Below are 13,570 nucleotides of genomic sequence, written 5' to 3' on the forward strand. Positions count from 1 at the left end.
GCGGGGAAGCTTGGTGGCGGTTCTAGATACCGAATTTGGCCTTTATGTGCATTGGCCGTTCTGCCAGTCCAAATGCCCCTATTGCGACTTCAATTCGCATGTCCAGGCGTCAGTTGATCAATCGGCGTGGCGATCAGCGTTTCGGAAAGAAATTGCGCGTGTAGGCAAACTGGTTGGCCCGCGTGTATTGAACACGATCTATTTCGGCGGTGGGACACCATCATTGATGGAAGGTGAAACTGTCGGCGCAATCATCAACGCTGCACGCGAGCAGTGGGCGTTCGCAAACGACATTGAAATCACGCTGGAAGCCAATCCGGGGTCTGTCGAAGTCTCGCGTTTTGAAGAATACCAGCGCGTCGGCGTAAACCGCGTGTCAATTGGCGTGCAGGCTCTGGTTCAGGATGATTTGAAGCGGTTGGGGCGCCTGCACTCTACTGAGGAGGCGCTTGCGGCTCTCGACATTGCCAAGGAGATTTTTGACCGAGTAAGCTTCGACTTGATCTATAGCCGCCAAGACCAATCACTGAATGCGTGGCGGGAAGAGTTGAGCCGCGCGCTCGAAATCGGCTCGGGCCATATGTCACTTTATCAACTGACAATCGAAGATGGGACCGCTTTCGGGGATCGGTTTGCCCGCGGTATGCTGCGTGGCTTGCCAAATGAAGACCTGTCTACGGACATGTATTTCACGACCCAGGAGATGATGTCACAAGCAGGTCTTCCTGCTTATGAAATATCAAACCATGCGTTGCCCGGGCAAGAAAGCCGTCACAATTTACTATACTGGAGCGGCGGCGACTATGCTGGCATCGGACCGGGCGCGCATGGGCGACTGACAATAGGCGGGCAACGATTTGCAACAGTCTCCAAATCAATGCCCCGTCATTGGTTGGATGCAGCCGAACATGGAAACGCCGATCAGGAGTTCGACCTTTTGTCGGCGAAAGACATTGTTACAGAACGCCTTTTGATGGGCCTGCGGATCGATAAGGGTGTCGATCTGGCAGATCTGCCTAGCGGAAAGACAGAAATATTAAATAATATCAAGCATTTAGAACAAAATCACTTTTTACTGGACGGCACGCGACTGTCGATCACAAACGAAGGCCGCCCATTGCTCAACGCTATTCTCTCGCGGCTTCTGACTTAGGCCGAAAGTTTCCCACATAGGTCGTCTAACTCGTCCAATGTCTTATAGGAAATGGTGATTTCACCTGCCTGCGCGCCTTGTTGGTGGTCAATAGCTACCGCCATGCCCAAAGCAGCCGAAAGGTCGGATTCCAACGCCCGAGTGTCGGCGTCTTTCTCTTTGATGGATTTAGGTTTGGGTTTGGCTGCCTGGGTTGGGTTATTGCCCTTTTTGGCCAATGCTTCCGTCGCGCGAACTGATAGTCCTTTGGAAACGACTTTTTTCGCCAGCGAAACTGGATCATCAGATGTCACCAAGGCGCGTGCATGACCGGCTGAAATTTCACCTGATTTCAAAAGGTCCAGAACCTCGTCCGGTAATGTCAAAAGACGGAGCAGGTTTGCAATATGCGGCCGGCTCTTACCCAACGCCTCGGCCAGTTTTTCCTGAGTATGGCCAAACCGATCCATCAATTGTCGATAACCCGTGGCTTCTTCAACCGGGTTTAGATCGGCACGCTGGATATTCTCAATGATCGCAATTTCCAGCACTTCTACGTCCGTATAATCGCGGACAATGACCGGCAATTCGTGCAGCTGGGCCAATTGTGATGCGCGCCACCGACGTTCGCCCGCCACAATCTGGTATTGGCCGCCGTTCCTGGGCGCCGGCCGTACGATCAGAGGTTGAATAACACCTTTTTCTTTAATGGATTCAGACAGATCACGCAGATCTGCCTCGTTGAATTGGCGCCGCGGCTGATCGGGATTGGGTGCGATGGCTTCTATGGGTAGGAAGCGTTCTGGTTTGGCAGGCTGATCGGACGATTCGCTTTCCGGGACGACATCGGCCATTAGCGCTGACAAGCCGCGCCCTAACCCTCGGGATTTCTGGTTTTTATTCGCCATTGTTAGTTTTTCCCTCTGGTAGCCACTTCTCTTGCAAGCGCGCGATAAGCTTTTGCACCCCGAGAATTCGGGTCATAATTCAAAACCGGCATCGCGAAAGACGGTGCTTCACTCACCCGGACATTCCTCGGAATTACGGTCTTGAAAACCAGATCCCCGAGGGTCTGTCGTGTGTCGTCTTCAACTTGCAAGGTCAGGTTGTTCCTTGCGTCATACATTGTAAGAGCAACGCCCTCAATCCGGAGTTTTGGATTGGCCGTTTGCCGAACCTCGCGGATTGTCAGCATGAGCTGCGACAGGCCCTCAAGTGCGAAAAATTCACATTGCAAAGGCACCAATACAGCATCTGCAGCAACCATGGCGTTGACCGTGAGCAGGTTCAGCGACGGCGGGCAGTCTATAAGGATATAATCCAATGCATAATCGTCGATCGCAGGCTGACGTAACGCGTCGTGAAGAAGATGGCTTCTTTTCTCCAACGCCACCATCTCCATATCAGCAGAGCTTAGATCAGTTGTGGCTGGAGATATAAAAAGGCCTTCAATATCAGTGCGGTGGACGACGTCTGACAACAGGGTATCTTCCAAGAGTAAGTCATAGGTCGTTGCTTTGCGATCATCGACACCAAGCCCGGTTGACGCATTTCCCTGAGGATCAAGGTCGACCAGAAGTACGCGTTTGCCCAATTCTACAAGCGCCGCCCCCAGATTGATTGTTGTAGTGGTTTTTCCGACACCACCTTTTTGGTTCGTGACCGCAATAATTCTGGGCAGCGGACGACGGGTGGGATCAGGCACGCTTAATCTCCTCAATTTTCAGGATCGTTGCCTGGGGATCGGTCTTGCTAGCAAATTCCATCATTGAGAAATCCCATGTTTTCCGGGCTTCCTCAACCTCATGTTGCGCGGCTTTGCCTTTCGGGAACAAACACACGGTGTGTTCGTCTTGTTGTCGGTATGCATATTCAAGAAGCTTTGACAGTGGCGCCAGGGCACGGGCGGAAATCACACTCGGTGAGCATTTTTTTACGGATTCAATCCTGTCAGCGGTGACGTCAGCATTGAGGTCTATTTCTCTGACGACGGTTCTTAGAAAAGCTGCTTTTCGTTGATCGGATTCTACCAGCTGAAATACCACTTTTGGGCTTCTTTCCTTTGCCAGAATCGCCAAGACAAGGGCTGGGAAACCCCCTCCTGAACCCAAGTCCATCCATGTGGTTAGGGGATCTGGTGCCAAATCCCACAATTGAACAGAATCCAGAAAGTGCCGTGACCAAAGAGCCGGCAGCGTCGATGGCGCAACAAGATTGATTTTTGTATTCCAGCGTTCAAGAAGACGGGAGTAGCCGCGAAAGCGTTCCATTGTTTCACGTGAAACATCGACGCAAGAAAAGAATTCATCTTCCGAGGTCATGCCGAGTATTTTTGAACCTTGCGGACTTGCGACAAGATCAAGACCAACGCCGCAGGTGTAATTCCTTCAATGCGTTGGGCTTGCCCAATCGTCTCTGGTCGCGACAACGTCAGCTTTCGCACCAACTCATTGGAAAGTCCGCTCATGGATTCATAATTAAAATCCAATGGTATAACGACACCCTCATCCCGTTGGAGGGCCTTTACATCTTTCAACTGCCTCTCGACATATTGGGCGTAAGTCGCGTCTCGCTTTATCTGCTGCTTGATTTCATCAGGGTATCCAGTAACTTCAGGGAATAACTCACTAATTTGATCGAAATCAGAATCTGGGAAAGCCAAAAGCTCCAGACCATTGCGGCGGCTCCCATCTTCGCTAACCTTGAATCCAGAGTCGTTCAGTTGTTTTGATGTCAGCGTCCTGGATGTCAGAGCGTCTTTCGCCGAGTTCAGCTTGTCCAGTTTGGTTAAGAAAGTAGATTTTCTTGTTTTCGACACGCAACCCAAATCGATGCCTAAAGGCGTCAGGCGCTGATCGGCATTGTCTGCCCTCAGAGATAGCCGGTATTCCGCGCGCGACGTGAACATTCTATACGGTTCGCTAACACCACGAGTCACAAGATCATCGACCATAACCCCTATGTACGAGTTTGTACGGTCAAAAATAATTGGCTCTTCGCCACTGGAAATGGTGGACGCATTCAGGCCAGCAACCAAGCCCTGCGCCGCCGCCTCTTCATACCCGGTCGTCCCATTAATCTGACCCGCAAGAAACAATCCCTGAATGCTTCGCAACTCTAGGGTTCGATTGAGTCCTCTTGGATCGACATAGTCGTACTCAATCGCGTAGCCCGGTTGAAGGATGTCGACATTTTCTAACCCTTGAATGGTACGTACATACCGATGCTGGACATCTTCGGGAAGCGAAGTCGATATACCGTTGGGATAAACCGTATGATCGTCGAGGCCTTCTGGTTCCAGAAATACTTGATGCGATTCCTTATCTGCGAACCTAACGATCTTGTCTTCTATTGATGGACAATATCTTGGTCCGACCCCCGAAATATGCCCCCCGTACATGGCAGAGCGTTCGATGTTCGAAGCGATTATGTCGTGGGTTGCTGAGTTGGTATGAGTAATGCCACAGCTAACTTGGCGAACCTGTGGTTTTGAATTCAGAAACGAAAACATCACCGGATCGGTATCCCCTGGCTGTTCTGCTACAAGGTCCCAATTGATCGTGCGGCCATCCAAACGGGGCGGCGTGCCTGTTTTCAATCGCCCCATTTTCAAACCGAAATTCAGCATGCAATCCGCCAAGCCACGCGAGGCTCTATTGCCCATGCGCCCGCCCGGAAAACTGTCATCACCAATGTGAATGACGCCATTCAGGAATGTTCCAGACGTTAATATTACTGCGCCAGACGAGAACTTAGTGCCATCTCTGAGTTTTACACCTGTCACTACGGTGCCTACGGTCAAAATTTCGGTAACTTCTCCAAAAATGACGCTGAGATTTTCTGTTCGTGCAATTTCATTCTTCATCGCCTGACGATACAGCTTTCGATCCGCCTGCGCGCGCGGGCCTTGTACTGCCGGGCCTTTTCGACGGTTCAATAAACGAAATTGGATGCCGGCTTGGTCAGCCACACGACCCATGACACCGTCCAGCGCATCAATTTCTCTGACAAGATGGCCCTTACCCAACCCGCCGATCGCCGGATTGCATGACATGACGCCAATGTCTTTTTCAGACATTGTGATAAGTGCCGTGTTGCGCCCCATCCGTGCTGCCGCTGCCGCCGCTTCACAACCGGCATGCCCGGCCCCTATGACAATAACGTCGAAATCATAATGTTTCACGTGAAACATCCCTATTTTCCAAGACAGAAACTCGAAAACACTTCATCGAGGACATGCTCGACATCCACGTGACCGACCAACGCTTCTAACGTCCGAACTGAAGTTCTGATCTCCTCTGCTGCCAATTCGGAGAAATCAGGACCCCGTGATACTTCGATTCGAGCGTTTGCCAAAGCGGCATTTGCCAACTCCAAGGCATGGCGTTGGCGTTGGTTCGCCGCAGTTGAAGCCCCAGAGGCCATTTGTTCAAGTCGTTTTAGTGTTTCTGCAATAAGTTCTTCGATTCCAAATCCGGTCACTGCTGAAATCGACAAACCCGACGTGCCCTTCAAGTCTGCCTTGGATGTCACAAACAGATCATGTGCCTTACCGATCCCAAAGCTCTCTGGGTCCCCTTCTTCCGAAAGAAACCATCGCAGATCTGCCGATTTGGCCCGCTCAATCGCCCGGGAAACACCTATGGATTCAACCACATCATCACTTTCGCGCAAACCTGCAGTATCCAACAACGTCACAGCAAATCCACCAAGATCCATCCGCACCTCAATGACGTCGCGCGTCGTCCCGGCGATTTCTGATGTGATAGCAGCATCGCGCCCTGCAAGCGCATTCAGTAAAGTAGACTTGCCAGCATTCGGTGGCCCGACAATGGCAATTTCAAATCCTTCTCGTATTCTCTCTGCCGCGCCTGATCCTTGTATTTCGTCCGAGATGTCGTCCGACACACGCGCAAGCAAATCCATTACTTCCGGCGATACATCCACCGGAACATCCTCATCGGCAAAGTCGATAGTTGCTTCAAGAAGCGCTGCTGCCCGAATGAGTTCCTTTCGCCATTTTGACGCACGCTCGCCCAAAGCACCCGAAAAGAGTTTCAACGCTTGTTTTCGTTGGGCTTCGGTTTCGGCTTCGATCAGATCACCCAAGCCTTCAATCTGGGCTAAATCCATCCGATCATTCATCAGCGCCCGACGGGAAAACTCTCCAGGCTCGGCCAACCGAAACCCTGGAAGGTCTTGAAGAGCCGACAGAACAGCGCGTTCTATAGCTATGGAGCCGTGGATTTGAAATTCAACGACGGGCTCACCCGTAAAACTGGATCCTTCGTTGAAACACAGCACCAGACATTCATCGATAAACTCAGAATCACGACAAAACTTGCGTAACGCCGCCTTCCTCATTTCGGGAAGCGGGCGCGCATATTTTTCAACTGCCAAGAACGCCTGTGGCCCGGAAATCCGGACCACACTTATTCCTGCACGCCCGCGTGCGGTAGCGGTAGCAAAGATCGTATTCATACCTAACACATTGTTATAAGGTAATAATTAGGCGTTCATCGAGTCGAAGAACTCGGCATTCGTCTTGGTTTGCTTCAACTTCGATATCAGGAACTCGATCGCATCCGTTGTGCCCATCGGGTTCAATATCCTGCGCAAAACATAGGTTTTCTGCAGATCTTTGGCATCAACAAGCAGATCCTCTTTCCGCGTACCGGACTTGAGGATATCCATAGCGGGGAACACCCGCTTGTCTGCCACCTTGCGGTCAAGCACGATTTCGCTGTTACCAGTTCCCTTGAATTCCTCAAAGATGACTTCGTCCATCCGACTGCCAGTATCGATCAGAGCCGTTGCGATAATCGTAAGGGAACCGCCCTCTTCAATATTTCTCGCTGCGCCAAAGAACCGTTTCGGGCGCTGAAGTGCATTCGCATCCACACCGCCGGTCAGGACCTTGCCAGATGAGGGTACGGTCGTATTGAACGCGCGACCAAGCCGTGTGATCGAGTCAAGCAAGATGACGACATCTCGCTTGTGTTCAACCAGGCGCTTTGCCTTTTCGATGACCATTTCGGACACCGCAACGTGACGTGTGGACGGTTCGTCAAAGGTCGAGGAAATCACCTCGCCCTTCACCGACCGCTGCATGTCGGTCACTTCTTCGGGGCGCTCGTCGATCAGCAGAACAATAAGATAGCATTCAGGATGGTTCGTTTCGATCGAATGCGCGATGTTTTGCAACAAGACCGTCTTACCCGTCCGCGGAGGAGCAACAATCAACGATCGCTGGCCCTTCCCGATCGGCGATACAAGATCGATGATCCGCGCAGAACGATCCTTGATCGTAGGATCCTCAATCTCCATTTTCAGACGATCATCGGGATAGAGCGGCGTCAGGTTGTCAAAGCTGACTTTGTGACGGGCCTTTTCGGGTTCCTCAAAGTTGATCGACGTGACCTTTGTGATCGCGAAGTAGCGCTCGTTCTCCAAGGGGGCCTGGATGACACCGTCGACGGTGTCGCCTGTACGAAGCGCGTACTGACGAATGATGTCAGGTGAAACGTAGATGTCATCGGGACCCGACAGGTAATTCGCTTCGGGCGACCGCAGGAAGCCAAAGCCGTCTTGAAGAACTTCCAGGACACCATCCCCGGAAATCTCCCAACCGTCCTCTGCCCGCTCTTTGAGAATGGAAAACATCATATCACCCTTACGCATGGTAGAGGCGTTTTCGATTTCCAGCTCTTCTGCCATGTCGAGCAGATCTTTCGGCGTCTTTGCCTTCAGCTCGGCCAGCTGCAAACTATTTTCGGTCATTGGAATACCTACGCGCACGGGCCAACAGGCCACTGCATTGCTATTATCAAGGGAAACAGGCGGCCGGACGGCCGTTTAGAGGCTGGATAAAACCCGGCAGGACCAGAGTCAACGATATCTTTAGAACGGACGGGCGATAACCATTGTTACAATAACGATCATGAGAAGCGTCGGAACTTCATTCATCAGTCGGTACTGTTTGCCTGAGGTCCGGTTAAGCCCGGCAATGAAGTCCTTGCGCCTCTGGCTCAACCAATAGTGGAACCAGGTCATCGCAATCACCGCGACGGCCTTGACCCACGGCCAACCCCAAGACCAGTCGATCACCCCGGGCGTAAACACCATGATCAGACCACAAACCCAAGCGACGATCATGGCAGGGTTCATGATCACGCGCAGCAGCTTCAATTCCATGAGTTGAAACAGATCATCCGTCTTGCTTCCCTGCTCTACGCTCTCAGAATGTCTTACGAAAAGCCTGGGTAGATAGAACAGACCTGCCATCCACGAGATGACAGCGATCACATGCAGGGTCTTCACCCAAGGGTAGATTGCCACAAGCAGATCGCTCATCATTCCTCCTTCGCCCATGAAGACATCATTAATAAATATAAAGAAAGTAAAGATTGTTGTCTTAGTAGGCCCTGTGGATACCGTGGATTATATTGTTGTCCACCAAGTTGTCTTGCGACACCTGGCACCTAAAATATCTGGGCCAATTTATCAAGATGCCGATAAAATCTATGTAAATCAAATCATTGAAAATATGGCCGGTGTGGATAGAATGGGAAAACCAAGACCTTTCGGGCACCGGCTGCAGGTTATCCATAGCCACACGGAGCGAGAGCCAACACTGGAAAATAGCGATACAGAATGTAAACAAAACCATAAGATTTCGTTAAACACCCGGTTTGACCATTAACTCCACATTAACTTACCAGCCCACACACGCACTCCCCCACTAGGTTATCCCCAATGATGACTCCGCTCGTCCTTGCCTCCAGCTCTACGACACGGCGAAAACTGCTCGAAAACGCGGGCGTGCCGATCCAACTTGAAGTGCCACGATTGGATGAGGATGTGATCAAAACGTCCCTGGTCGCAGAAGGCGCAAAACCGCGTGAAGTCGCGGACGCCTTGGCCGAGGCAAAGGCCCGGAAAATTTCACTGAAACACCCGGACGCGCTGGTGTTGGGATGTGATCAGGTTCTCGACCACCAAGGCCAGTTGCTTTCAAAACCCGCATCCCCTTCCCAAGCATACCAGCAGTTGTCGGGCCTGAATGGCCAAAGGCACAAACTGCTGAGTGCGGCCGTGATCTATCACGAAGCAAAACCTGTTTGGCGCCACATCGGTGAGGTCAGGATGACGATGCGCACCGCATCGGATGCCTATTTGAAGGACTACGTTGATCGGAACTGGGATCGCATTCAAGACTGTGTCGGGGGCTACCGTCTGGAAGAGGAAGGAGCCCGCCTGTTCGCCCGCGTCGATGGCAGTTACTTCGACGTTCTTGGGTTGCCGCTGCTGGAAATTTTGTCCTATCTGACTCTTAGGGGGGACCTACCGGGATGAGTGATACGAAAATTCCACTTGCTGGCGTCATTGGATCGCCAGTGGCTCACAGCCGTTCGCCGGCTCTGCATACATATTGGCTCAAGACCTATGGGATCCGCGGGCATTATATTCCCATGGATATTGCTCAGGCAGATCTGAAAGCCGCGATTGAAACCCTACCCAAACTCGGTTTCGTCGGGGCCAACGTAACCGTTCCCCACAAGGAACGCGTGCTTGAACTGGCAGACCTGGTGACCGACCGGGCGGCGCTGATCGGTGCGGCAAACACCCTGATTTTTCGAAAAGACGGTAAGGTTCACGCTGACAATACAGATGGCTATGGGTTTGTTGAAAACCTGCGCCAGGGGGCAAGTGACTGGGACCCCAAACGTGGCCCTGCGGCCGTCATCGGCGCCGGAGGAGCGGCGCGCGCTGTCCTGGCTTCGCTTATCGAAGTGGGCGTTCCCGAAATCAGGATTTCAAACCGCACCAGAACCCGGGCAGAGGCACTTCGCGCCGAATTCGGGACAAGAGTCATAGTGTATGACTGGGTACAAGCAGGCAATATGCTGGAAGGGGCGACAACAGTGGTCAACGCATCGTCGTTGGGTATGGTCGGTAAACCTGAATTGCGCGTCCCCCTTGATGGGCTGTCGGCAGATGCGGTTGTGACCGACCTGGTCTACGCACCCCTTCAAACGTCATTGTTGAAGAGGGCTAGTGAAATGGGCAGTCGCACCGTGGATGGTTTGGGAATGCTGTTGCATCAAGCTGCCCCGGCCTTCGAAAGGTGGTTCGGTCATCGCCCCACCGTCGATGAACAAACACGTCAAGTGGTGCTGAACGCATGAATAGTCCGTTTCTCTTGGGCCTTACCGGATCGATCGGGATGGGAAAATCGACCACGGCGAAGATGTTCGCCGAGGCAGGGCTGGAAGTCTGGGACGCCGACGCAGCAGTGCACCGGATGTATGGTAGCGGCGGCGCCGCCGTTGAACCGATCCGGGAAATCTGCCCAAGTGCAATCATAGGTGGAGCCGTTAGCCGGGACGTATTGAAATCCTGGATTGCGCAAGATCCTACAGCACTGACAAAAATAGAAAAAGTCGTACATCCGCTGGTCGCGGAAGACCGCCTTGGCTTTGTACAAAACGCCAAAAGCGACATCGTGGTTTTGGACATCCCGCTTCTGTACGAGACCGGCGGTGATACACATGTCGATGCCGTGGCCGTTGTGTCTGCCCCTGCCAAACTGCAACGCGAACGGGTCCTGGCGCGGCCGGGAATGACAGTTGAACAGTTCGAAAGCATATTGGCTAAACAAACACCCGACGAAGAAAAACGTCAGCGCGCCGACTTCATCATCCCGAGCGAAACAATAGAAGGTGCGCGTGCAAAGGTTGGCCAAATCATTGCAGACATTAGGAATAGTCTGAATGCGTGAAATCGTACTGGATACGGAAACGACCGGATTTGATCCTGAATCCGGTGATCGCATTGTCGAAATCGGGTGTGTTGAACTGTTCAACCACATGCCGACAGGAAACAATTTCCATATCTATATCAATCCCGAACGCGGCATGCCGGACGAAGCGTTTGGCGTACACGGGATCGGTCCGGATTTGCTGGATACGCCGCGTCCTGCCAAACCGGGCGAGGTTCTGTTGAGGGACAAGCCGGTTTTCAAAAAGGTCGGACAGTTATTTCTGGACTTCATCGGGGCAGACAGCAAATTGGTAATTCACAATGCCCGATTTGACATGAAGTTCCTCAACGCAGAACTCGGTTGGATCGGGCAGGCCCCCATCCCTTGGGAACGTGCGGTCGACACCCTTGAAATCGCGCGCAAAAAGTTCCCCGGCTCACCAGCATCTTTGGATGCCTTGTGCCGCCGCTTCGGGATCGACAATACGAACCGCACCCTGCACGGCGCGCTCTTGGACAGCGAAATCCTGGCAGAAGTCTATTTGGAACTGATCGGGGGCCGGCAACCGGATTTCGGGCTGAACACCCAGATTTCAACCACAGGCGATCAAGGGGATTCCACGTGGCGTCCCAAGCCAAGACCCAATGCGCTGCCGCCACGCCTGACAGAAGACGAAGCCGCCGCCCACGCTTCTTTCGTGGAAAAAATGGGCGACGGTGCGCTTTGGAAAAGGTTTGAAAGCTAGTTGGCCTTCTCAGCCGCAGCTTTTTCCTGCATCGCAGCCATATTCTGGCGATAGAGCGCAACGAAATCGATCGTATCCAGATTCAACGGCGGGAAGCCACCATCGCGGGTGACGTCGTTCACAATCCGGCGGACGAAGGGAAAGATCATTCGTGGACATTCAATGAGCAGAAACGGGTGCATTTGCTCGTCCGGTACATTTTCGATGTGAAAGATACCGGCGTAATCCAGCTCAAGCACGAAAAGCGTTTCTTTGCCATCTTCGGTCTTGGAACTGATGTTGAACTTTGTCGCAACTTCGAACTGATTGTCTGTCGGACGCTTCTTGGCATCCAAGCTGACCTGAACCGAAACATTCGGCTTCACGTCGCCCTGGATTCCCTTTTGTGCAACGATGTTTTCGAAAGACATGTCGCGAATGAACTGCCCAAGAACCTGCATCTTGACCGGGTTCTGCTGGGTAGCTTGTGCATCGCCGTTTTCGGCCATGGGAAACTCCTGATTAATACATCGCAGGGTTCTTAGCGCATCGGGCGCGTTCGCTCAATGCCGAGTCCATCCTGACGGGTTTCCACCGGGCTTGCGTGTTGGGCGCTTGGATTGTTGATCCGGTTGTTCGACCTCGCTCCATTCGCCATCAATGATTGTCGTGTGTGAAGTTTGCGTCCTTTGGGTATGGGTACCCATCGTAAAGGTCTGCGTCTTGATCCGGGACCGAAGGTAACGAAAAACCGCTGATCTCACCGGGGGGACCAAAAGAGCAAACCCGACCGCATCCGTGAAAAAGCCCGGCGTCAACAAGAGCGCGCCTGACAACAAGATCATCGCACCATGAGCAAGAGGTTCTGTCGGGTCCGTCAGTTCATTGAATGAATTGCGTACCTGAGACATGGCCAAGGCACCTTGAGACCGGACCATGAAAGTACCGAGCACGGCTGTCAGGATCACGATTGCCAACGTCCAACCCAAACCGATTACGCCCCCGATCTGGATGAACAGGGCGATCTCGACCAAAGGGATCGCAAGAAATAGCAAAAACAGCCACATATTTGCCTCTATCGACCGCTACCCGGCCATGGTGGACTTGATTGGTTCGCTACCCTACATAGGTGCGGTAGGCGCGCGATACCACCGTCGCTCCAAAAAATGAGGACCTGATGAGCTCAGCTATTGTTCAACTGTTGGTATTGGCCGGCGTTGCGATTTTTTTGATTTTGCGATTGCGCAACGTGTTGGGCACCCGCGATGGGTTTGAACCCCCAAAAACCATCGGGGACCAAGCGTCTAACCAGAGTTCGCGGAGCAATTTTGAGGTCATCGAAGGCGGGCCGGATCATGATATTCTGGATCATGTGCCCGATGGATCGGAAGCGGCCAAATCGCTGGCCGCGATGAAACTGGCCGAACCTTCATTTTCCGTTGGCGAATTTTTGCAGGGCGCTCGCGGGGCCTACGAAATGATCCTCATGGCGTTCGAGCGTGGAGAGCTTGATGATATCAAGCCTTTTCTTGCCGAAGATGTTTTTGACACCTTCGTTGATGTGGTCGCAGCCCGTGAAGATCAGGGACTGATTGTCGAAGCCAGTTTTGCCGGTCTGCGCGAGATGTCGGTGCAGGACGCAACCTTTGATCGGGCCACGAACGAGGGTGAAATCACCGTCAGGTTTGTCGGGGAATTGACGTCGGTTGTGCGCGACAAGGCAGGCGATATCGTAGAAGGTGATCCCAAAGCCATCAAACGCCAAAAAGATGTCTGGACGTTCGGCAGGGTCATGGGGGCCGACGATCCTAACTGGCGTCTGGTGGCAACAGGCGGGTGAAGACACGTGCGGGGTGTGCGACCAGGCGCCAATTTGCTGTCGCACAAGCCGCCTTTTCATCATCCTGCCTGGGCGGAAGTGGATCATGCAGCGGCGCTTCGCCTTGCAGGG

16 protein-coding genes are annotated in these 13,570 nt (G+C 52.7%); 7 read left to right on the forward strand and 9 right to left on the reverse strand.

Translation table 11 applies throughout. The features are described from left to right. Positions 1-13: 13 nt before the first annotated feature. On the forward strand, positions 14-1,153 hold the full coding sequence (gene hemW, locus ACP2AV_RS00945; RefSeq protein ID WP_426370774.1) for a radical SAM family heme chaperone HemW: 1,140 nt from the start codon (positions 14-16) through the stop codon (positions 1,151-1,153). Here the strand turns inward: hemW and ACP2AV_RS00950 are convergent. From ACP2AV_RS00950 to hemJ, 7 genes are all read right to left on the reverse strand, one after another. Further along, a complete protein-coding gene (locus tag ACP2AV_RS00950) occupies positions 1,150-2,040 on the reverse strand; it encodes a ParB/RepB/Spo0J family partition protein (protein ID WP_426370775.1) in 891 nt (296 codons plus the stop codon). The two genes, hemW and ACP2AV_RS00950, sit on opposite strands and share 4 nt — an antisense overlap. A 2-nt stretch (positions 2,041-2,042) precedes the next feature. After that, a complete protein-coding gene (locus ACP2AV_RS00955; RefSeq protein ID WP_426370776.1) occupies positions 2,043-2,837 on the reverse strand; it encodes a ParA family protein in 795 nt (264 codons plus the stop codon). Beyond that, positions 2,830-3,453: a 16S rRNA (guanine(527)-N(7))-methyltransferase RsmG gene (gene rsmG / locus ACP2AV_RS00960; protein WP_426370777.1), complete on the reverse strand. Its 624-nt coding sequence runs from the start codon at positions 3,451-3,453 to the stop codon at positions 2,830-2,832. The genes ACP2AV_RS00955 and rsmG overlap by 8 nt, the downstream gene beginning before the upstream one ends. Continuing rightward, entirely contained in the window at positions 3,450-5,324 is a 1,875-nt protein-coding gene (gene mnmG, locus ACP2AV_RS00965; RefSeq protein WP_426370778.1) for a tRNA uridine-5-carboxymethylaminomethyl(34) synthesis enzyme MnmG, read from the reverse strand. The genes rsmG and mnmG overlap by 4 nt, the downstream gene beginning before the upstream one ends. A gap of 2 nt (positions 5,325-5,326) precedes the next feature. After that, positions 5,327-6,613: a tRNA uridine-5-carboxymethylaminomethyl(34) synthesis GTPase MnmE gene (gene mnmE, locus ACP2AV_RS00970; protein WP_426370779.1), complete on the reverse strand. Its 1,287-nt coding sequence runs from the start codon at positions 6,611-6,613 to the stop codon at positions 5,327-5,329. A gap of 27 nt (positions 6,614-6,640) precedes the next feature. Then, the gene (rho, locus tag ACP2AV_RS00975; protein WP_426370780.1) at positions 6,641-7,912 is read right to left on the reverse strand and encodes a transcription termination factor Rho; all 1,272 of its coding nucleotides are present in this window, start codon (positions 7,910-7,912) and stop codon (positions 6,641-6,643) included. Positions 7,913-8,032: 120 nt separating this feature from the next. Next, positions 8,033-8,485, reverse strand: a complete 453-nt coding sequence (hemJ, locus tag ACP2AV_RS00980) for a protoporphyrinogen oxidase HemJ (protein WP_426370781.1) — start codon at positions 8,483-8,485, stop codon at positions 8,033-8,035. Positions 8,486-8,501: 16 nt separating this feature from the next. Here hemJ and ACP2AV_RS00985 point away from each other — a divergent pair, with 16 nt between their 5' ends. The 5 genes from ACP2AV_RS00985 to dnaQ are packed head-to-tail and all read left to right on the forward strand — an operon-like array spanning position 8,502 to position 11,640. After that, complete coding sequence (locus ACP2AV_RS00985; RefSeq protein WP_426370782.1) at positions 8,502-8,834, forward strand: hypothetical protein; 333 nt, start codon at positions 8,502-8,504, stop codon at positions 8,832-8,834. 53 nt (positions 8,835-8,887) lie between these two features. After that, positions 8,888-9,487 (forward strand): Maf family protein, encoded by a 600-nt coding sequence (locus tag ACP2AV_RS00990; RefSeq protein ID WP_426370783.1) that lies wholly within the window; start codon positions 8,888-8,890, stop codon positions 9,485-9,487. Next, on the forward strand, positions 9,484-10,320 hold the full coding sequence (locus ACP2AV_RS00995) for a shikimate dehydrogenase (RefSeq protein WP_426370784.1): 837 nt from the start codon (positions 9,484-9,486) through the stop codon (positions 10,318-10,320). The genes ACP2AV_RS00990 and ACP2AV_RS00995 overlap by 4 nt, the downstream gene beginning before the upstream one ends. Beyond that, positions 10,317-10,913, forward strand: a complete 597-nt coding sequence (gene coaE, locus ACP2AV_RS01000; protein WP_426370785.1) for a dephospho-CoA kinase — start codon at positions 10,317-10,319, stop codon at positions 10,911-10,913. Before ACP2AV_RS00995 ends, coaE begins: the two co-directional genes overlap by 4 nt. After that, positions 10,906-11,640 carry a DNA polymerase III subunit epsilon gene (gene dnaQ, locus ACP2AV_RS01005; RefSeq protein ID WP_426370786.1) on the forward strand — a complete coding sequence of 245 codons (735 nt, stop codon included), beginning with the start codon at positions 10,906-10,908 and terminating at the stop codon, positions 11,638-11,640. The genes coaE and dnaQ overlap by 8 nt, the downstream gene beginning before the upstream one ends. Here dnaQ and secB read toward each other — a convergent pair. Continuing rightward, entirely contained in the window at positions 11,637-12,128 is a 492-nt protein-coding gene (gene secB, locus ACP2AV_RS01010) for a protein-export chaperone SecB (RefSeq protein ID WP_426370787.1), read from the reverse strand. The two genes, dnaQ and secB, sit on opposite strands and share 4 nt — an antisense overlap. 54 nt (positions 12,129-12,182) lie before the next feature. Continuing rightward, a complete protein-coding gene (locus ACP2AV_RS01015; RefSeq protein ID WP_426370788.1) occupies positions 12,183-12,686 on the reverse strand; it encodes an FxsA family protein in 504 nt (167 codons plus the stop codon). 110 nt (positions 12,687-12,796) lie between these two features. Here ACP2AV_RS01015 and ACP2AV_RS01020 point away from each other — a divergent pair, with 110 nt between their 5' ends. After that, a complete protein-coding gene (locus ACP2AV_RS01020; RefSeq protein ID WP_426370789.1) occupies positions 12,797-13,459 on the forward strand; it encodes a Tim44/TimA family putative adaptor protein in 663 nt (220 codons plus the stop codon). Positions 13,460-13,570: the final 111 nt, after the last annotated feature.

This window comes from Aliiroseovarius sp. PTFE2010, assembly GCF_049943335.1.
GTDB lineage: Bacteria > Pseudomonadota > Alphaproteobacteria > Rhodobacterales > Rhodobacteraceae > JBNFVY01.

Coding starts and splice junctions, on each gene's coding strand:
- ACP2AV_RS00950 (WP_426370775.1), bottom strand. CDS start 2,040: ATGGCGAATAAAAACCAGAAATCCCGAGGGTTAGGGCGCGGCTTGTCA.
- rsmG (WP_426370777.1), bottom strand. CDS start 3,453: ATGACCTCGGAAGATGAATTCTTTTCTTGCGTCGATGTTTCACGTGAA.
- mnmG (WP_426370778.1), bottom strand. CDS start 5,324: ATGTTTCACGTGAAACATTATGATTTCGACGTTATTGTCATAGGGGCC.
- mnmE (WP_426370779.1), bottom strand. CDS start 6,613: ATGAATACGATCTTTGCTACCGCTACCGCACGCGGGCGTGCAGGAATA.
- rho (WP_426370780.1), bottom strand. CDS start 7,912: ATGACCGAAAATAGTTTGCAGCTGGCCGAGCTGAAGGCAAAGACGCCG.
- hemJ (WP_426370781.1), bottom strand. CDS start 8,485: ATGAGCGATCTGCTTGTGGCAATCTACCCTTGGGTGAAGACCCTGCAT.
- ACP2AV_RS00985 (WP_426370782.1), top strand. CDS start 8,502: ATGAAGACATCATTAATAAATATAAAGAAAGTAAAGATTGTTGTCTTA.
- ACP2AV_RS00990 (WP_426370783.1), top strand. CDS start 8,888: ATGATGACTCCGCTCGTCCTTGCCTCCAGCTCTACGACACGGCGAAAA.
- ACP2AV_RS00995 (WP_426370784.1), top strand. CDS start 9,484: ATGAGTGATACGAAAATTCCACTTGCTGGCGTCATTGGATCGCCAGTG.
- coaE (WP_426370785.1), top strand. CDS start 10,317: ATGAATAGTCCGTTTCTCTTGGGCCTTACCGGATCGATCGGGATGGGA.
- dnaQ (WP_426370786.1), top strand. CDS start 10,906: ATGCGTGAAATCGTACTGGATACGGAAACGACCGGATTTGATCCTGAA.
- secB (WP_426370787.1), bottom strand. CDS start 12,128: ATGGCCGAAAACGGCGATGCACAAGCTACCCAGCAGAACCCGGTCAAG.
- ACP2AV_RS01015 (WP_426370788.1), bottom strand. CDS start 12,686: ATGTGGCTGTTTTTGCTATTTCTTGCGATCCCTTTGGTCGAGATCGCC.
- ACP2AV_RS01020 (WP_426370789.1), top strand. CDS start 12,797: ATGAGCTCAGCTATTGTTCAACTGTTGGTATTGGCCGGCGTTGCGATT.